We start from the raw sequence: 16,451 nt of genomic DNA, 5'->3' as shown, positions 1-16,451 counted from the left end.
TCCTGCAGGTTATTGTCCTTATAGCTAATCTTTTATATACGCTCCAGGCTGATAAAGGACATCAAATTAATGCTGGTTTTTGCCTTAATTAGTGGCCGGATATTTATTTTCGGGTTATGATCACCATTCAACCCATGTTGGCCGATCAGGCGCCTATTTTACTCGAGATCTACCGCCAGGGCATTCTTTCCGGGATGGCCACCTTTGAAACTTCGGTACCCGAATGGGCTGTATTTGATACTAAATACCTGCCTCATTCACGTATTGTTGCGATAGAAGAGGGCGAGATCACTGGCTGGGCCGCCCTGGCCCCGGTTTCTTCGCGCGAATGTTATCAGGGCGTGGCAGAAGTTAGTGTTTATGTGGCTACGGCCCACCAGCGCAAAGGCATTGGCCGCATCCTGTTGATGGCGTTGATTGCCGAAAGTGAAGCAAATAATACCTGGTCACTCCTAAGTGTGATCCATGAAGAAAACAGGGCCAGTATCCACTTGCATGAGCAATGTGGTTTCCGGTACATCGGCTACCGGGAGCGGATTGCTCAATTAGATGGCATCTGGAGAACGACGGTCATGATGGAGCGGCGTAGCCATAAAGTGGGGGTGTAATGAGGGGGAGGAAGAATTAACAGTTGATCCGCATACCTGCTGCTGCAGATAAATTATTTTCGCGGCACAATTCAAAAAAGCATGAGCCGGATAGATACCATTGTTTTTGACCTGGGCGGTGTATTGGTAGATTGGAATCCTGAGTACGTATACAAGACCATCTTTGACAAAGAAGAGGAAATGCGCTGGTTCTTTCAGCACATTACAACCAGCGATTGGAATGAGGAGCAGGATGCTGGCCGGCCCCTCGCAGAAGGTACGGAGCTATTGGTAAAACAATTTCCGGAGCATGAAGCCCCTATCCGCGCCTTTTATGACCGCTGGGAGGAAATGTTGGGAGGCCCTATACAGGAAACGGTAGACATTCTGCACCACCTGAAATACAAAACAGCTTATCGCTTATATGCCTTGACCAATTGGAGTGCCGAAACCTTTCCCATTGCTTTAAAGCACTACGAGTTCCTGCATTGGTTTGAAGGCATTGTGGTATCGGGCGATGAAAAGACCCGCAAGCCTTTCCTGCCTATTTATCAAACCCTCCTTAGCCGGTTTAATATTGATCCTTCCAGGGCTGTGTATACAGATGACAATTTGCGCAACCTGCATCCAGCCAAAGAGCTGGGGTTACATACCATCCACTTTCAGTCCCCGGCGCAGTTCAAAAAAGAATTACAGGAGTTGGGCGTTAAGCTGTAAGTAGTCAACATCCCCACTCACTTCAAAAGCTTCCGGATCGGGGAGACCGAAACATTCGGTATATCCTTGTTTGGGACTGACAGGGATTAAACAGGGACCAAAGACGGACCAAACTCGGACAAAACAGGGACCAAACTCGGACAAAAGACGGACAAAGGACGGATAAAAGAGAGGCTCCATGCCTGTTTAACCTGTCTTTGTATATGGTTTATTTAGAATGTATGACGCCTTCTACTTTTTTGAGGTATTGCTCCGGGATGGATAGCTGTGGTGTTTCGGGTTGCCAGAATACGCTGAGCACCCACCAGCGATTGCCATCATGCCATAGCTGGATGCTGTTGATACCACGCATAAAGGGTTTTTCATCGGCCAGTGTTTTCTTTGACTCATAGGTACTGAATACCTGTGCTACGCAGCCAAACTGATCTGTCTTGCGACTGATCTCACTTTCAAAAAACCCATTTTCTCCAGGTAAGGGCCAGAGGACTTAATGTAGTCTTCCACACTCATGACCCGTTTTCCAGTGGTGCCATCGGGGCGGATACCGGTAGCCACCAGCCTTCCTTCGGGCAGGAATAAGGTGCGCATGCGATCCCAATTACGCGTTTGTCCGGCAGGGCCCGAGATCACATCATATAGTGCCGTGAGGATGGCGTCAATGGATTTGACATCTTTTTCCTGTGCCGGTACGCTGTCTAATGCAGGTGAGTTGGTATAAGCATAGCTGACATGACCCAGTAGGACAATCAGGCCAATCAATAAGATCTTTTTCATAAGCTGGTTTTGATTAGCTCCAAACTACTTTATTCCGGCTAACCAGGCTGGCTCTTTTCTACCAACGGTTGTAGCTGTCTACCAATGACTTGTCTATGCCCGCTGCCCCTGAATCAAAGCTTGTAGCTCTTTTAAGATTCCCTAACAATCTTTTCTGCCCTTTTATGGTCATAGTAGAGAAGGAGATATGATTTATGAAACACCTGATAACTTCTATGTCGTTGGCCGTGGTATTGTTAGCCTCTTGCGGGGCCTCAAAATTCCAGGCTTCCTTTACGGAGGATAAGCCTTTGTATAAAGCCGTGAATGAACTGGTGAAGCACCCTGATAATATCAAGGTGCAAAATGACCTGAAGGAATTGTATACTTTATCAGTAGAAAGGCACGAACAGGCCGTAGCTGTTTTCAAGAGCAGTACGGACGAGAAGCGCTGGGATAAAATGCTCGGTGAATACAATGCTTTACAACAAATGTATACCAGCGCCCAGTCGGTACCTGCCCTGTTGAAACTGGTGCAGCCTAAAAGCTATTTGCAGGAGTTGCAGGATATCAGGGAGGAAGCTGCCGGTTATTTTTACAATAAAGGAAATAACCTGCTGGCTGCCAACAGCCGTGAACAAAGTTTGCAGGCCAATGAGGCTTTCCGCAAAGCCAATTACTATGTTAATGGCTATAAGGATGCCAAAGAACTGATCGTCCAATCGTATGAAAAAAGTGTGGTCAATGTAGTGGTAAACCGTATAGAAGATGATAACCTCTTCTTTAATACCTGGGGTAATACGGGATTCCGTTACCGCCCGGAAGACTACCAGGAATCACTGGTACGTGAGTTGGGTGGACGTAATGCCAACATTGTACCGGCCCGTTTTTATACCGACCGTGATGCTGATCGTGAACACATTGATGCCGATTGGGCAGTGGATGTACGATGGAGGAATATTGATGCCAATGGCTCTGTACCCTATCAATTTAACCGCAACATATCGCGCAGTATTGAAATTGGAAAAGATACCGCCGGTAAGCCTGTATACAAAACGGTATATGCTACCCTGCACATTACCCGCCGCACCTTTACGGTGAATGGAGCGCTTGATTACCGGGTAAGTGATCTTGTGAACAACAAAAATGTTGACCAGGGCTTGCTTACGCAGAACCTAAGCTGGGATGATAGTTATGCCACCTATACCGGCGACTCAAGGGCATTGGATAATAATGACTGGTTACTGGTGCGTAACCGCAACAGCAATTTCGGGCCTTCTAAAGAAGAGATCCTGAATACGTTGATGCGGAGAATGTATCCTGACCTGCGTCGCCGCCTGGAACAGGCTACCAGCTAATAGAATATTGGACGGGTGCTTACTTTTCATTTTGGTTTACATGGTAGAAAACGAGGGATGTCTCAGTAATTATGAGGCATCCCTTCTTACATTGTAAAACCTGGCTGGGTTAGGTGGGCGGCTTCCTGGGTGTTACCCGGTCAAACAGCGGTCAAGGCAAATATTTTTTCGAGTTGTTTATTATTGATGCTGGCGGGCATTGCTTTTAGGATACCATTCCTGATCCAAATGGAGAAGTTATTTTCCAGGTGCGCCAGGTTGCCAATTTGCCAGCTTGCTTTTACGATATAGTTGGCCTTTTCCATTCTCAACCCGGGATAGCTATTTAAAGCCTTTTCAATAGTATGTTGTTGTAAAAGCTTTCCTATTACATACGCATCTTCAATGGCCTGACAGGCGCCTTGTCCCAGGTTGGGGGTGGTGGCATGCGCCGCATCTCCCACCAAACAGGCTTGGGGAATATTCCATTTTCTGATAGGTTTCAGGTCGACAATGGGACTAATGAACCAACTTTCCCGGGGAGTTGCTTGTACTATTTGAGGGATAACAGGATTAAAATCCTGTAGCAAAGGCAGGATGTCCGTATTCTTGTTGGCATATTTATCCTTTATCAGGAAATACCAATACACCATTTGATCGTTGAGGCGCACAAAGCCAAATCTTTTCCCCTTTCCCCAGGCTTCATTTACAGCATGGTGATATGCGGTCTGTAAATCAAACCGGGTTACGCCTCTCCAGCAGAGCTGGCCTGCCTCCCTCAATTCGTTTTCATGGAATAATTCACGCCGTACGATGGAGTGGATGCCATCGGCGCCAACCAGGTATTCATGCTTTTCGATGGTTCCATCTTCAAAAGTCAATACAAAGCAGTTTTTTTCACGGGATATGGACCGTAGCTTTTTATGAAGGCTGATGTTTTCTTTGCCAATGCTATTGACGAGTATTTTGTGCAAACATGCTCTATGAATGGCGATATTGGACAAGCTATATTTTTTTCGAAATGGCCCAGATTCCCAGAGGATAATATTTCCAAACCTGGTTTGGTAATGTTCATGGTGGATATTCTATTGCCATTGGCAGCAATAGCTTCAGCTATGCCGAAATACCTGAATACCTGCATGGCATTGTTGGCGATAATGATCCCTGCCCCTACAGGTTTTAATTCCGGGGCGCTTTCATATACCTTGAATGGGATATTTGCCTGTTTGAACGCTAAAGCGGTGGTTAAGCCGCCAATGCCGCCTCCAATAATTGCAACTTTCATATGTAATTGTTATAGGGCAAAGTTCACCAGGGCAGGAGGCATAAACGTTCACTTAAGTTAATTAATCAACCTTTTCTAATGCGGCTTAATGACTGTGAGGTAATGCCGAGGTAGCTGGAAATAAACTTTTGAGGAATTTTCTGTATAATTTCCGGCGATCTATTCAACAGGTTACAATACCGTTCTTCGGGCGTATAAAACAGCAGGTCTTCAATCCTGCGTTTGGCTTCCAGGAAACAGATATCTGCCACTGTTTTACTGAACAACAGCCAGAACTGGTCGGCAAGGATTAGTGCTTCCATCCCTTTTTTCTCAAACCAGATCACTTCTGTATCTAAAGTAGCTTTGATGATAAAATTCGATTTTCTCCCGGTTAGGTAACTTTCATAGTCACCGAAGAAATCTCCATTGACTTGTAAAAGGAAACTGATTTCTTCACCCTTGGCATTGATGCAATAGGTTCTCAGCGATCCGTCTATGATATATCCCAGTTTATGACAGGTAGTACCGCTTTCCAGGAGTAGCTGGTTTTTTGGGTAATGCATGACAGTGGAAACAGATAATAATTCCTGGAGTCTGCCAGCATTGAGGCCGAGCTTATTGGCTAAGATTTCTTGGTCCCACATCAGGTATGATTTTTCCACCCAAATAAAAACGCGCAGATAACGGATGGATAAAACAAAGTTACTACTGAACAGAAGACCCTGGCAGGGAATTTTTAAGGCAATGTAATATCAAGGTCGTTGAATAAAAAATGTATCCTGTAACAGGTATACATATAAAAAGGGAACCTCCGGGTAAAAACTACTTTTGAAGGTACCCTCTTTCTTTATTGATAGTTGAGGATTGATGTATGCAATAATCGTTAGAGATCCGTTTTATTCGGTCATGGCTGAACTGACAACAGGCGCAGCGCCTCTTGTTTTTACCAGCAGCGATTTTTGTCCCGTTTTGACAGCTTCCTTGCTAAGCATGGTTTGTAAGTTGGGCGATCTTCGCTTGCTTACGTAATAACCGGCAAAAATATCAGTTTGCTTTTCCTCAAAAGAAGCATTGAAAAGCGATAGCTGGCGCCACTTACCGGGCTCTTCTTGAATATAAAAACTAAGGTCGTCGAAATAGAAGCTACCATTGCCATTTACCGAGGCGTAAAACCATAACTTTTTGGCTTCGGGCTGTACTGTGCCGATAACGGTGTAAATGGTCCATTCCTGTTCGGTGCGGGTTTCTACGGTGAAATTACTGTTCAGGAAATCATCCTGGCCCTTGCCTACTCCAATACCGTGGATACGTACTTTGGAAAGCGTGTCGGAAGGATCGGCTTTGACGGCAATCTCATACCGGAAATTTTTGCCATGTAAGGAAGTCGTTGGTACCTCTTTTACAAAATAGAATTCTTCGGCATAGTGGTACCAGGAAACAGGTGTTTGTGCATTAGTCGTTAATACACAGGCGGATGCAAAAAGATAAATAGTATCTTTTTCATAGGGAGGGGATTTAGATAGGCTATTAACGTGGGGCCGGATTGTTTGTTGCCTTACCAGCAATCGTCGCCCGTATATTGATATGGCTCAAACCCTGTAGGGAGATTATTCATATGAACTAATTCCCCTGTCTTTCACCCTTTCAACCAGTAGACATACCAACCGGTCGATTATTTAAACAGTTGAAAGGCCAGCAGGCTCATCACATAAGCCAATCCAGTCATATACAGTAATTGGAGCGTGGGCCATTTCCAACTGCGGGTTTCTCTTTTACGATGGCCAGGGTGCTCATACATTGCATGGCAAAAACATAAAATATCATGAGCGAGAGGCCGGTGGCCAGGGTATATACTTTACTTCCATCCGAGCGGGTGGCAGCGTTGAGTTTTTCAGTAAGGGTAGATTCATCGGCATCCGCGCCACCTTCCACACTATACAGGGTGGCCATGGTGCCCACGAATACTTCCCGGGCGGCAAAAGAAGTGATGAGCGCAATGCCAATCTTCCAATCATAACCCAGTGGGGCAATAGCCGGTTCAATGCTTTTACCCAGTATGCCGGCATAGGAGTTTTCCAGGAGGTCCGTTCCTTTTTCGCGTTCCAACTCATCCGCTTTGTCGGGGTTTTGCTGAGTCAGCTGTTCATATTTTGTATGCACAGCAGCCATGCGTTCTTTGGGACCATAAGAACTAAGGGCCCATAAAATAAGGCTGATCACGATGATCACTTTACCTGCATCAACCACAAAGATCTTTGCTTTGCTGACCATGGTGACCACTACATTCTTCCAGCGCGGCGCCCGGTAGGTAGGCAGCTCCAATATGAAAAAGCTCTTTTCCTGGATCTTGATAAACCACTTGGCAACATAGGCGGTTATCAGCGCCATGACCAGTCCCAGCAGGTACAAACTCATCATCACCAAACCCTGCACCCCAATGAATCCCCACAACATTTGTTTGGGAATGACCAGTCCGATCAGAATGGTATATACAGGCAGGCGGGCGCTGCAGCTCATAAGGGGGTTACAAATATGGTGAGTAACCTTTCCTTTTTGTTCTCAATATTCCTGGCGCTCATGATGGCGGGTACAGCACAGGCAAAACCGCTGATCATGGGCATTACACTTTTACCATTGAGGCCCACCTTGCGCATCAGTTTATCCGTGAGGAAGCTGATCCTGGCCAAATAACCCGTGTCTTCCAGGATGGTGATCAGTCCAAATAGGATCATGATTTGCGGGATGAAGACGACGATGCCGCCAATACCAGCGATCAACCCATTAATGAACAGGTCGCTCCACCAGGCTTCGGGCAGCAAGCGGCTAAAGAAGCCGCTCAACCCGGCAAAGGTCCATTCAATGGCTGTCATGGGATATTCGGCCAGCCAGAACACACATTGGAATAAGAGGAACAATACCGCCAATAAGATGAAATAACCCCAGCGGCGGTGCAACAGAATATCGTCCAGCTTTTCAGTGAACAAGGTTTTCTGCAGGGGGAGGGTTCTGATACCGACTGCTTCAGTATGGTGCCAATGCGTTGGTACCGCTGCAGGATCTCTTCGGCCTGGGTTTTCGTATGGTTGAATTTATGGACAGCTTCGATGGATTCTATTTTCTCCTGCAGGTCATTGTTCAGGACAAAAGATTCATGGTTGATCAGATAATGGATGGCCCGGTAATCGCTTAGGTCGGCCACCACTTCTTTAACCTCTTTTACCGCATCGGGCGCCAGGGCCTCATTGTTGATGAAATCGCGTATGGGTGTCTTATAAAGATTTTGGGCAGTTTGCTCAATTGCCTTCTTCAGTTGCGGGATACCTTTGTTCTTTCGGGGGTTGATTGGAATGATGGGAACGCCGAGTTCCCTTTCCAGTTCGGCTACATCGATCTTGATGCCTTTTTGCTTGGCCAGGTCCATCATAGTAAGGCCAATGACCACCGGTATTTTGAGGTCGATGATCTGCGAGGCGAACAGGAGGTTACGTTTCAGGTTGCTGGCATCGGCTATCAACACCACCATTTGAGGGTTGACCTCTTTATCCTGCTGCATCAGAACCCGGTAGGCCACCCACTCGTCTTCCCGGCGGGGATAGAGGCTATAAGTGCCGGGCAGGTCGATAATGGTAGCTGTCATTGTTTCGGAAATGGCAGTATTACCGGATTTTTATCTATCGTAACACCGGGAAAGTTGCCCACTTTCTGGTTCATCCCGGTCAGGGCATTGAACAGTGAGCTTTTGCCACTGTTGGGGTTGCCTACCAATGCAATTTGAATCTTATCCCTCATGATAAAAATATAGCCATCCCACTTTAGGCGGGGTACAAGGCCGCGAAATTACCGAAATGAATGGGAGCGGCTTTACGAATTGAGTAAAAAAGGCGACCGTAGTCCTTATTTATGAATTTATTAGAACTTAAAGGGTCTATTCAATCGACTCCCTCGTTTTCCTTGTTTGCCGGGCTGCTTTTTCTACTGCCTTCCTTCCCCGCCACACTGCTCCGCTTATTAAACAACTTTGTTTATCAATGGTTTACTGTCTTCAAAAGCCTGGATGCTCTGCAAGGTCGTTTGGGCAATTTGCGAAAGCGCCTCATCGGTAAAGAAGCCCTGGTGGGCGGTTACCAACACATTGGGGAAGCTCATAAGGCGCATAATGGCATCATCCTGAATGATCTCTTCGGAAAGGTTGTGTAAGAACAATTTCTCTTCTTGCTCATATACATCAATGCCCAGGTAGCCCAGTTGGCCGCTTTTCAAGGCGTCGATAGCTGCCTGGGTATCGATCAGGCCGCCCCGGCTGGTATTGATCAGCATGACCTGTTGTTTCATCATGCCCAGGGTTTGCGCATTGATAATATGTTTGGTTTGCTCATTCAGCGGGCAATGGAGGGAAATAATATCACATTGGGGCAATAGTTTGATCAGGGGCAGGTATTCCACGCCTTTGGCTTCTAAGGTTTTATTGGCTATGAGGTCGAAGGCCAATACCCGGCAGCCAAAACCCTGCATAATGCCGGCAAATATTGCTCCGATCTGGCCGGTTCCAATAACACCTACTGTTTTTCCATGCAGGTCGAAACCTGTGAGACCGGCCAGTGAAAAATTGCCTTCCCGTACGCGGTTATAGGCCTTGTGGGTTTTTCGGTTGAGGGTAAGGATCATGGCTACGGCATGTTCTGCTACGGCATAGGGCGAATAGGCGGGTACCCGTACCACAGGAATGTTATGGCTTTTGGCTGCTGCCAGGTCTACATGGTTGTAACCTGCACAGCGCAAGGCAATCAACTGCACCCCCTGTGCCGCCAGTTGTTCAATAACGGGTGCCGATAATACATCATTCACAAAAGCACAAATGGCCGTAAAACCTGCAGCGAGGTTTACTGTTTGTTCATTCAGCGGCGCTTCAAAAATACCAGCTCCTGCCCGGTATTGAACTGAGTGAAATAATGACGGTCGTAAGGCTGCGTGGAGAAGAAAGCTATTTTCATTGACTATACCGGGATTTTGTAAGATTTGCAAAATTCACATGAAATTACAGCCCGCCAAAGGTATCAGATAAAAACATTGCTTGCCCAATCCTTATCTTTGCCGTCCTGCAAAATGCAGACAAATAATAGTACTTAAGCTTAACAACATGTTCAACAAACGGGTAAAGATCAAGGAACTGTTGGCCTCGGAAGAAACGGGCCAGGAAGTAATAGTAATGGGTTGGGTGCGCACTTTCCGCAACAATCAATTTATAGCGTTGAATGATGGTTCCACCAATAATAATCTGCAGATCGTTGTTGAACTGGGTATGCTGGATGAAGCTACCCTGAAACGTATTACAACCAGTGCTTCACTTAAAGTAACAGGAACGGTAGTTCCCTCGCAGGGCAAAGGTCAGAAAGTGGAAGTAAAAGCGACTACTATAGAAATATTGGGTGATAGTGATGCCGAAAAGTATCCTTTGCAACCCAAAAAGCACAGCCTGGAGTTCTTGCGTGAAATTGCCCACCTGCGTTTCCGCACCAATACATTTGGAGCGGTATTCCGGGTACGCCATGCGCTGGCTTTTGCCATTCATCAATTCTTTCATGAGAAAGGATTTGTGTACATGCATACGCCCATTGTTACGGCCAGTGATGCAGAAGGCGCCGGTGAAATGTTTCGGGTAACCACCCTGCCCATGGACAATCCGCCGAAGAATGAAGATGGCAGCATCAACTTCAAGGAGGATTTCTTTGGCCGTTCTACCAACCTGACCGTGAGTGGGCAGCTGGAAGGCGAACTGGCTGCCATGGCTTTCAGTGAGATCTATACCTTCGGACCTACTTTCAGGGCCGAGAATAGCAATACAGCGCGTCACCTGGCCGAGTTTTGGATGATAGAACCTGAAATGGCTTTCTATGACCTGGAAGACAATATGAACCTGGCCGAGGAATTTATTAAATACCTGATCAGATTTGCGATGGAGAATAACCGGGAAGACCTGGACTTCCTGGCGCAAAGGCTGGCCGAAGAAGAAAAGTCGCTGCCGCAGGATAAGCGCAGTGAAATGGGGCTGATAGAAAAGCTGGAGTTTGTACTGAATAATAGTTTTGAGCGCATTACTTATACAGAAGCCATTGACATATTGCTCAGCTCACCCGCCTATAAAAAGAAGAAATTCCAATATGAGGTGAAGTGGGGGTGGATATGCAAAGTGAGCATGAGCGCTACCTGGTGGAAAAGCATTTTAAGAAACCGGTGATTGTTACCAACTATCCCAAGGATATTAAATCCTTCTACATGCGGGAGAATGAGGATGGCAAAACAGTGGCCGCGATGGATATCCTGGCACCGGGTATTGGTGAAATTGTGGGTGGTTCACAGCGGGAAGAACGCCTGGACAAGCTCACCAAGAGAATGGAAGAAATGCATATCCCTGCCGATGAAATGTGGTGGTTTCTGGATACGCGCCGTTTTGGTACAGTGCCCCACTCGGGTTTTGGACTGGGCTTTGAGCGCATGGTATTGTTTGTAACAGGTATGGCCAATATCCGCGATGTAATTGCCTTCCCACGGACTCCGAAGAGTGCCGAGTTCTAATCGCAGACTACGCTGATTGTAAGGATTTCAAAGATTAATACAGAGAGCCGTCGCAAGACGGCTTTTTCTTTTGCCGTCCTCGCTGCCTTCCCCACTTCATTTATGGATTTTGATTCTCCTTGCGTCTCAATATAAATACAACTTTATGGCTGAAATAAGTACCGCCACCACCGGTGACAAACCCGGTGTGCGCCGCAGTAAAAACTATCCACCCGTGTAGACCTGACTCCCATGGTAGACCTGGGCTTTCTGCTGATCACTTTCTTTATTTTTACGACTACCATGTCGGAGCCCAAGGCTACCAGGCTCATTATGCCAGATGATACCAAAGTAATTAAAGACCCTCCCAACGTTGGCGAAAGCTCGGCCTTAACAATGCTTCCCTTAAGTGGTAACAAGGTGTTTTATTATCATGGCAATTTGGACAACGCCTTGAAAGGGGGCGCCTGGGGCATTACTACCTTTTCCGTAAAGGATGGTATGGGCCAGGTGATCCGCGATAAGCAAGCGGCCATGGACAGGTTTAAACCGGGATATCGGAAAGACCTCACACTAATGATAAAGCCAACTGAAGCATCTACCTATCAGGGTCTGGTGAATGCGCTGGATGAAGCAGCCATCAATATGGTTCCCACGTATGCACTGATGAACATCACTGAAGAAGAGAAAAATTGATACAGGAAAAGAACGGAGGCTTATAACTTTTCAAATACCACTACCGCATATTTGTTGGTGAATCCGTCCTTGAATAAGGAAGACAATCTTAAAAGGAATTTACCGGGATGCTCCAGGTAATAACGCCCTATATTTCTTCTTAGGTCCTGGCTTCGTTTTCCCTTCGTTGTAATAAGGGTAGTGGATTGTATCGCTGTGTTTGAATAAAAGTATTTACTGCTGTCAATCCTGCATCCAGAAAGATCTTCTTAAACGAGTTGATTGTAAAATCGTGCAGATGGTATGGGTTGGCATCCATGGAAGGGGTGACTGGAGCAGAGGCAATGAATCGCCCGCCTGTCATCAGGTGCCGGGACACCTGTTGTACAAAAGCTGCGGGATCGCTAAGGTGTTCAATGGTTTCGAGTGAAACAATATTGTTTAATGCCATGCCCGGTTCAAAGCTGAAGGCATCGGTAGTCACAAACCGGATATTGGGATGGGCATATCTTGTTCGGGCATATTGTATGCAGGCATCATCAATATCGGCGGCAATGATCTCTTTCACCTTATCGGCAAATGCTGTTGCCAGCAAATAGCTGCCATAGCCTGCCCCGCAGGCAATATCAGCCACCGAGCCAGGAAGTAAATGCGAACCGGCATACTGGTATCTTTCCAGGTGCAATTGAAGGGATTCTTCGCCCGTTGTTTCATTGGATTGGATCTCATCCGGATAAATTCGCTCGATGCTCATGTAGTCAAGGTTTGTTGGTTATATCCTTGGCTTTGTTCAAGGCATCTTCCCGGATGATCTGGGTGAGCATTTGTTCGAGCCTGCGTATATGGGCATATAGTTTTAATACGACAAACCAGAAGATCAGGATACAGATGTAAAAGACCAGGTCGGCTCCACGACCTACGCCAAACCTGGCGGCCACTATATTGGTGAGTTCGGGCCAAAGAATAAAAGTGGCTGCACCAATGATCATGATGGCCAGTAATACAATGTCTAAAATTCTTCTCTTTTGCCGGATTATAAAGTACAGGCTAATAAATGCCAGGCCCGTTAACAGTACCAATTGAATACCGCTCATAAGAAGAGTTTATGTAAAATTAAATCAAATAACACTTTAATACTGTCAACCGCTGATTGCCCTTTTTGACGAGAGTAATCCGTATAATAAATATTTACGGGTACCTCTTTATAACGCAGCTTGTGGCGTTTGATCTCGAATAGAATTTCTGAAGCATGGGCCATCCGGTTTTCGGTGATGGTCACTTTTCCCAGGGCTGCACTGCTGAATGCCCGCAACCCATTGTGGGCATCGCTTAATAAAATACCACATAATAAATAGTTGATCAGCCGGGCACCTTTTAATATCATATTCCTTGAAAACGGGATCGGGTTATCGTTGTGGCCCCAAAACCGGGAACCCAATACCACATCGGCTTCCTTGTTGAGAATGGGTTGTATTAACAGCGGAATATCGCTGGCAATATGTTGCCCATCTGCATCGAAAGTAATAATGATATCGGGCTGCAATTGAAGCGCATAGGTAAAACCTGTTTGTAAGGCGGCTCCCTGACCCAGGTTTACCCGGTGGCGTAAATAAATGAAGGGCAAGCCGGTTAGACAGTTGCTGACGGGAACAGCAGAGCCATCATCGACTACAATAATTGTGTAGTGACTTTGTAATAACAGTTCTTCCACTACCTTCCGGAGGGTGCTTGCATCATTATATACAGGAATAATAATGATTTTGCTATTGGTTATTCCCGGAAGTGGGCTCAACATAGTACGTGTAAAAGCTGTATTTTTTGATTTGTGTAAGTCGTTTTACGCCTGGTTGTTGTACGAAAGAATGAAATAAAAATAGTTCATTTTCAGGTATCACCGCCAACAATACAGCGGGCTTGCTACTGGCAGGCAGTCTATCATTCAGGGCTGGTGGCCTAAGCATGGCCGATGCCCCATATAAATTGGCCAGGTACCGGGCTCTTTTTCAAACGACATCACCACTACTTGCCTGCCTGGGTCTTTCATTTGCATCTCTTGAATAAACCGGATGATATATGCCTGTTCGGGCCGTTCACTTTCTGTATCCCGGAAGTTCACTAATTCAGGAGAACATTTTTTCGCCAGCAAATACATACTGTGTAATAGTTCAAGGACCATCAATAGAACAACCCCTGTTTTTAACCAGCGCATCAAGAGGGGCTTGTTGTTTTGAGGGCGTGCAAATAAGTACCACCATAGGCATACTTGTACAAAGAAAGCAGGAAAGGCAAAGTACCTGGCATCTTGCACATAGGTCCAGTTAAACACGGGCGGGCCTATGTATTTATCATGGATGAGCGATAAAAGGGCCAACAAGCCAATGGTGCTTATATAGCCTATAAACCCAAAGAGAAAAAAGCCATCTTGCGTATTATTGACCCTGCTTCGTTTTTTGATCAGGTACCCGCTAACCACTATTGTAAAGACGATAGCAAGTATCAATCCCAACCAACGGATGATGGAGACGATGGTTGTGTATTCAACCCCGAATAGATTGCTAAGTTGTAAGCCGTAGAATTTTGAATTGATAGTTCCCGAAACGATAAAAGGCTCCATCAAAATGAGGTTGGATAAGAAGATGCCTTTTTTGCCTTGTACGAGGTAATAGGCCTGTCCGGTATGTAATTGCTGGTACAAAAGATATCCTCCGCAACACAGACAGAAAATGGAAAGGGCTATCACTCCGCTTACCCACCAGCTTTTCCGTTGTTGAATACATCCTACAATGATCAAAACAACCAGCAGCAATGAGGCAACGGGTATATTTTGATACCTGGTAAATGATGCACACAGTAGGAAAACAGACAATGGGATCACTGATTTGAATGATACCGTAGTTGTATCAATAGTCCTCAATAAATAGTAGATAGCACCCACTAAAAATGCGAGCGACAGGAAGTCGGTAGGCGGAGAATATTCCAGGTAGCTGTTAATAAAAAGCCTTGGAATAGCAGGAACAGGTTGGTAAGCCATGCCGGAAACCTGATCAAGAGCAAGGTTTTTCGGCAGTACCAGAAGAATAGGAGGGTGGCTAAGCAATCGATGAGAAAGGAGGCCTGTACATAGTTTTTCCCTGTAAGCTGATTAAAGAAAAGGAACAGGAGGTTATAACCAGGGGGCCAGCCATTGTCGGGTACATGTATAACGGTTCCTAAGTCTTCTATGGCTGATGAGTTCACACTAAAACCATACCCCTGCAAGAAATTATAGGTCATGACTGTTTGACCTAACTTATCGGTCCCGATCAATAAAAATACTTTCAGTAAACAGAGCTTGACAAATACAGCTACAAGAATGCAAAGAACGGATGCCCATGGCGTTGATAAATATTCTTTTACCCGTTTAAGCATAAGTATTGGCATGTTTTATTGGCTATACCTGTCTGTTTACCCGGTAAGGAGGCAAAATGATAGCAAGGGCCCAAAATAGTCTATTGGGACTAAAAATGCTTTAATTTTATAGAACTAAATGTAGATTTCAATCATTAAACTTATTGTATGGCAATACCCGTGGTCAACCTCGCAGATTTTACTTCCGGCGATCCGCAACTGAAGCAGGCTTTTGTAAACCAATTGGGCAAGGCCTATGAAGATGTAGGTTTTGTAGCGGTTAAAAATCATGGCATAGCCGATGATTTGATTGCCGACCTGTATAAGTATGTACAACAATTTTTCGCCCTGCCTTCCGATACCAAGCGGCAATATGAAGTGCCTGGTCTGGCTGGCCAGCGGGGCTATACATCCTTTGGTAAGGAGCATGCGAAAGGGAGTGATGCACCCGATCTGAAGGAGTTTTTCCAATATGGGCAAATTGTAGAGGACAGTGATCCGGTAAAAGTGAATACCCGGATAATGTGCAAGTGAAAGATGTAGCAGCATTTAATGCCACTTTTGAGAAAGCTTACCGGGCTTTCGAAAAGTCGGGGAAGGCCCTGTTACAGGCGATTGCCATTTACCTGAACCTGGATGAACATTATTTTGATACGCATATTCACAATGGTAATTCCATACTACGGGCCATTCACTATCCGCCCATTACGCAGGAGCCTAAGTCGGCCATCAGGGCCGAACAGCATGAGGACATTAACCTCATTACGTTGCTGGTAGGCGCTTCGGCCGATGGTTTGCAGATCCTCACCAAGCAAAATGAGTGGGTGGGTGTTACTTCCCTGCCCGAGCAAATTGTGGTGAATGTGGGCGATATGCTGCAAAGGCTTACCAACAATAAACTGAAAAGTACCACACACCGGGTGGTGAACCCGCCCCGCGAAATGTGGCATACTTCCCGTTTCTCCATACCCTTCTTCCTGCATCCCAAGGGCGAAATGAGCCTGGCCAGCCTCGCCAGCTGTATTGATGCCAGCCATCCCAAAGCCTATCCGGATGCTACTGCCGGCGAATACCTGGATGAGCGCTTGCGGGAAATAGGACTGAAGAAATAGGACCTATTATAGTAATTAACTTAGGTGGGTTTGCCCCATTGTTTTGGTGGCATTTGCAATTCAT

Annotated in this window: 24 protein-coding genes; 8 read left to right on the top strand and 16 right to left on the bottom strand. The window is 46.0% G+C overall.

Annotation, left to right across the window (positions count from 1 at the left end; genetic code table 11):
* Positions 1–116 precede the first annotated feature (116 nt).
* Entirely contained in the window at positions 117–608 is a 492-nt protein-coding gene (locus RS881_RS57460) for a GNAT family N-acetyltransferase (RefSeq protein WP_315818981.1), read from the top strand.
* 81 nt (positions 609–689) lie between these two features.
* Entirely contained in the window at positions 690–1,304 is a 615-nt protein-coding gene (locus tag RS881_RS57455; RefSeq protein WP_315818980.1) for an HAD family hydrolase, read from the top strand.
* Positions 1,305–1,512: 208 nt separating this feature from the next.
* Here RS881_RS57455 and RS881_RS57450 read toward each other — a convergent pair whose 3' ends face one another.
* On the bottom strand, positions 1,513–1,656 hold the full coding sequence (locus RS881_RS57450; protein WP_315818979.1) for a hypothetical protein: 144 nt from the start codon (positions 1,654–1,656) through the stop codon (positions 1,513–1,515).
* 56 nt (positions 1,657–1,712) lie between these two features.
* Positions 1,713–2,078 (bottom strand): hypothetical protein, encoded by a 366-nt coding sequence (locus RS881_RS57445; RefSeq protein ID WP_315818978.1) that lies wholly within the window; start codon positions 2,076–2,078, stop codon positions 1,713–1,715.
* Positions 2,079–2,272: 194 nt separating this feature from the next.
* Between RS881_RS57445 and RS881_RS57440 the strand changes: the two genes are divergently transcribed.
* Positions 2,273–3,415, top strand: a complete 1,143-nt coding sequence (locus RS881_RS57440; protein WP_315818977.1) for a hypothetical protein — start codon at positions 2,273–2,275, stop codon at positions 3,413–3,415.
* Positions 3,416–3,555: 140 nt separating this feature from the next.
* Here RS881_RS57440 and RS881_RS57435 read toward each other — a convergent pair whose 3' ends face one another.
* From RS881_RS57435 to RS881_RS57395, 9 genes are all read right to left on the bottom strand, one after another.
* Positions 3,556–4,368 carry an FAD-dependent monooxygenase gene (locus RS881_RS57435; RefSeq protein ID WP_315818976.1) on the bottom strand — a complete coding sequence of 271 codons (813 nt, stop codon included), beginning with the start codon at positions 4,366–4,368 and terminating at the stop codon, positions 3,556–3,558.
* Complete coding sequence (locus RS881_RS61390; RefSeq protein WP_350340057.1) at positions 4,272–4,679, bottom strand: FAD-dependent monooxygenase; 408 nt, start codon at positions 4,677–4,679, stop codon at positions 4,272–4,274. Before RS881_RS61390 ends, RS881_RS57435 begins: the two co-directional genes overlap by 97 nt.
* A 65-nt stretch (positions 4,680–4,744) precedes the next feature.
* Complete coding sequence (locus tag RS881_RS57425) at positions 4,745–5,305, bottom strand: Crp/Fnr family transcriptional regulator (protein ID WP_315818974.1); 561 nt, start codon at positions 5,303–5,305, stop codon at positions 4,745–4,747.
* 252 nt (positions 5,306–5,557) lie between these two features.
* The gene (locus tag RS881_RS57420; protein ID WP_315818973.1) at positions 5,558–6,226 is read right to left on the bottom strand and encodes a hypothetical protein; all 669 of its coding nucleotides are present in this window, start codon (positions 6,224–6,226) and stop codon (positions 5,558–5,560) included.
* Positions 6,227–6,383: 157 nt separating this feature from the next.
* Positions 6,384–7,178 (bottom strand): nucleoside recognition domain-containing protein, encoded by a 795-nt coding sequence (locus RS881_RS57415; protein WP_315818972.1) that lies wholly within the window; start codon positions 7,176–7,178, stop codon positions 6,384–6,386.
* Positions 7,175–7,555: a nucleoside recognition domain-containing protein gene (locus tag RS881_RS57410; RefSeq protein ID WP_315818971.1), complete on the bottom strand. Its 381-nt coding sequence runs from the start codon at positions 7,553–7,555 to the stop codon at positions 7,175–7,177. The genes RS881_RS57415 and RS881_RS57410 overlap by 4 nt, the downstream gene beginning before the upstream one ends.
* Positions 7,528–8,298 (bottom strand): FeoB small GTPase domain-containing protein, encoded by a 771-nt coding sequence (locus tag RS881_RS57405; protein ID WP_315818970.1) that lies wholly within the window; start codon positions 8,296–8,298, stop codon positions 7,528–7,530. The genes RS881_RS57410 and RS881_RS57405 overlap by 28 nt, the downstream gene beginning before the upstream one ends.
* Entirely contained in the window at positions 8,295–8,450 is a 156-nt protein-coding gene (locus tag RS881_RS57400; RefSeq protein ID WP_315818969.1) for a FeoB small GTPase domain-containing protein, read from the bottom strand. Before RS881_RS57400 ends, RS881_RS57405 begins: the two co-directional genes overlap by 4 nt.
* A 219-nt stretch (positions 8,451–8,669) precedes the next feature.
* Positions 8,670–9,683, bottom strand: coding sequence for a 2-hydroxyacid dehydrogenase (locus RS881_RS57395; protein ID WP_315818968.1), 1,014 nt, complete (start codon positions 9,681–9,683; stop codon positions 8,670–8,672).
* A gap of 115 nt (positions 9,684–9,798) precedes the next feature.
* On the opposite strand from RS881_RS57395, the gene asnS reads away from it, so the two are divergent.
* The 3 genes from asnS to RS881_RS57385 all read left to right on the top strand — a co-directional run bounded on the left by asnS (position 9,799) and on the right by RS881_RS57385 (position 11,909).
* The gene (gene asnS / locus RS881_RS57390; RefSeq protein WP_425476336.1) at positions 9,799–10,896 is read left to right on the top strand and encodes an asparagine--tRNA ligase; all 1,098 of its coding nucleotides are present in this window, start codon (positions 9,799–9,801) and stop codon (positions 10,894–10,896) included.
* Positions 10,842–11,234: an amino acid--tRNA ligase-related protein gene (locus RS881_RS62170; protein ID WP_425476335.1), complete on the top strand. Its 393-nt coding sequence runs from the start codon at positions 10,842–10,844 to the stop codon at positions 11,232–11,234. Before asnS ends, RS881_RS62170 begins: the two co-directional genes overlap by 55 nt.
* A 231-nt stretch (positions 11,235–11,465) precedes the next feature.
* Positions 11,466–11,909: a biopolymer transporter ExbD gene (locus tag RS881_RS57385; protein WP_315818967.1), complete on the top strand. Its 444-nt coding sequence runs from the start codon at positions 11,466–11,468 to the stop codon at positions 11,907–11,909.
* Positions 11,910–12,048: 139 nt separating this feature from the next.
* Here RS881_RS57385 and RS881_RS57380 read toward each other — a convergent pair whose 3' ends face one another.
* The 5 genes from RS881_RS57380 to RS881_RS57360 all read right to left on the bottom strand — a co-directional run bounded on the left by RS881_RS57380 (position 12,049) and on the right by RS881_RS57360 (position 15,161).
* Positions 12,049–12,642 (bottom strand): class I SAM-dependent methyltransferase, encoded by a 594-nt coding sequence (locus RS881_RS57380; protein WP_315818966.1) that lies wholly within the window; start codon positions 12,640–12,642, stop codon positions 12,049–12,051.
* A gap of 4 nt (positions 12,643–12,646) precedes the next feature.
* Positions 12,647–12,982 (bottom strand): DUF2304 domain-containing protein, encoded by a 336-nt coding sequence (locus RS881_RS57375; RefSeq protein WP_315818965.1) that lies wholly within the window; start codon positions 12,980–12,982, stop codon positions 12,647–12,649.
* Positions 12,979–13,683, bottom strand: a complete 705-nt coding sequence (locus RS881_RS57370; protein WP_315818964.1) for a glycosyltransferase family 2 protein — start codon at positions 13,681–13,683, stop codon at positions 12,979–12,981. Before RS881_RS57370 ends, RS881_RS57375 begins: the two co-directional genes overlap by 4 nt.
* 144 nt (positions 13,684–13,827) lie before the next feature.
* Positions 13,828–14,694 carry a hypothetical protein gene (locus RS881_RS57365; protein WP_315818963.1) on the bottom strand — a complete coding sequence of 289 codons (867 nt, stop codon included), beginning with the start codon at positions 14,692–14,694 and terminating at the stop codon, positions 13,828–13,830.
* Between the two features lie 128 nt (positions 14,695–14,822).
* Complete coding sequence (locus tag RS881_RS57360; protein WP_315818962.1) at positions 14,823–15,161, bottom strand: hypothetical protein; 339 nt, start codon at positions 15,159–15,161, stop codon at positions 14,823–14,825.
* Positions 15,162–15,443: 282 nt separating this feature from the next.
* Here RS881_RS57360 and RS881_RS57355 point away from each other — a divergent pair, with 282 nt between their 5' ends.
* Together RS881_RS57355 and RS881_RS57350 are read left to right on the top strand one after the other, a co-directional pair.
* Positions 15,444–15,809: a 2-oxoglutarate and iron-dependent oxygenase domain-containing protein gene (locus RS881_RS57355; RefSeq protein ID WP_315818961.1), complete on the top strand. Its 366-nt coding sequence runs from the start codon at positions 15,444–15,446 to the stop codon at positions 15,807–15,809.
* Positions 15,806–16,387, top strand: a complete 582-nt coding sequence (locus tag RS881_RS57350) for an isopenicillin N synthase family dioxygenase (RefSeq protein ID WP_315818960.1) — start codon at positions 15,806–15,808, stop codon at positions 16,385–16,387. Before RS881_RS57355 ends, RS881_RS57350 begins: the two co-directional genes overlap by 4 nt.
* Positions 16,388–16,451 lie beyond the last annotated feature (64 nt).

The sequence above is a fragment of the Paraflavitalea speifideaquila genome (assembly GCF_032395985.1).
Taxonomy (GTDB): Bacteria; Bacteroidota; Bacteroidia; order Chitinophagales; family Chitinophagaceae; genus Paraflavitalea; species Paraflavitalea speifideaquila.
This window is presented reverse-complemented; position numbering and strand designations above follow the sequence as displayed.

Excerpts from the sequence above, each read along its gene's own strand:
- RS881_RS57460 (WP_315818981.1), top strand. The coding sequence starts at position 117 with ATGATCACCATTCAACCCATGTTGGCCGATCAGGCGCCTATTTTACTC.
- RS881_RS57455 (WP_315818980.1), top strand. The coding sequence starts at position 690 with ATGAGCCGGATAGATACCATTGTTTTTGACCTGGGCGGTGTATTGGTA.
- RS881_RS57450 (WP_315818979.1), bottom strand. The coding sequence starts at position 1,656 with ATGCGTGGTATCAACAGCATCCAGCTATGGCATGATGGCAATCGCTGG.
- RS881_RS57445 (WP_315818978.1), bottom strand. The coding sequence starts at position 2,078 with ATGAAAAAGATCTTATTGATTGGCCTGATTGTCCTACTGGGTCATGTC.
- RS881_RS57440 (WP_315818977.1), top strand. The coding sequence starts at position 2,273 with ATGAAACACCTGATAACTTCTATGTCGTTGGCCGTGGTATTGTTAGCC.
- RS881_RS61390 (WP_350340057.1), bottom strand. The coding sequence starts at position 4,679 with ATGAAAGTTGCAATTATTGGAGGCGGCATTGGCGGCTTAACCACCGCT.
- RS881_RS57425 (WP_315818974.1), bottom strand. The coding sequence starts at position 5,305 with ATGTGGGACCAAGAAATCTTAGCCAATAAGCTCGGCCTCAATGCTGGC.
- RS881_RS57415 (WP_315818972.1), bottom strand. The coding sequence starts at position 7,178 with ATGAGCTGCAGCGCCCGCCTGCCTGTATATACCATTCTGATCGGACTG.
- RS881_RS57405 (WP_315818970.1), bottom strand. The coding sequence starts at position 8,298 with ATGACAGCTACCATTATCGACCTGCCCGGCACTTATAGCCTCTATCCC.
- RS881_RS57400 (WP_315818969.1), bottom strand. The coding sequence starts at position 8,450 with ATGAGGGATAAGATTCAAATTGCATTGGTAGGCAACCCCAACAGTGGC.
- asnS (WP_425476336.1), top strand. The coding sequence starts at position 9,799 with ATGTTCAACAAACGGGTAAAGATCAAGGAACTGTTGGCCTCGGAAGAA.
- RS881_RS62170 (WP_425476335.1), top strand. The coding sequence starts at position 10,842 with ATGCAAAGTGAGCATGAGCGCTACCTGGTGGAAAAGCATTTTAAGAAA.
- RS881_RS57385 (WP_315818967.1), top strand. The coding sequence starts at position 11,466 with ATGGTAGACCTGGGCTTTCTGCTGATCACTTTCTTTATTTTTACGACT.
- RS881_RS57380 (WP_315818966.1), bottom strand. The coding sequence starts at position 12,642 with ATGAGCATCGAGCGAATTTATCCGGATGAGATCCAATCCAATGAAACA.
- RS881_RS57375 (WP_315818965.1), bottom strand. The coding sequence starts at position 12,982 with ATGAGCGGTATTCAATTGGTACTGTTAACGGGCCTGGCATTTATTAGC.
- RS881_RS57370 (WP_315818964.1), bottom strand. The coding sequence starts at position 13,683 with ATGTTGAGCCCACTTCCGGGAATAACCAATAGCAAAATCATTATTATT.
- RS881_RS57360 (WP_315818962.1), bottom strand. The coding sequence starts at position 15,161 with ATGACCTATAATTTCTTGCAGGGGTATGGTTTTAGTGTGAACTCATCA.
- RS881_RS57355 (WP_315818961.1), top strand. The coding sequence starts at position 15,444 with ATGGCAATACCCGTGGTCAACCTCGCAGATTTTACTTCCGGCGATCCG.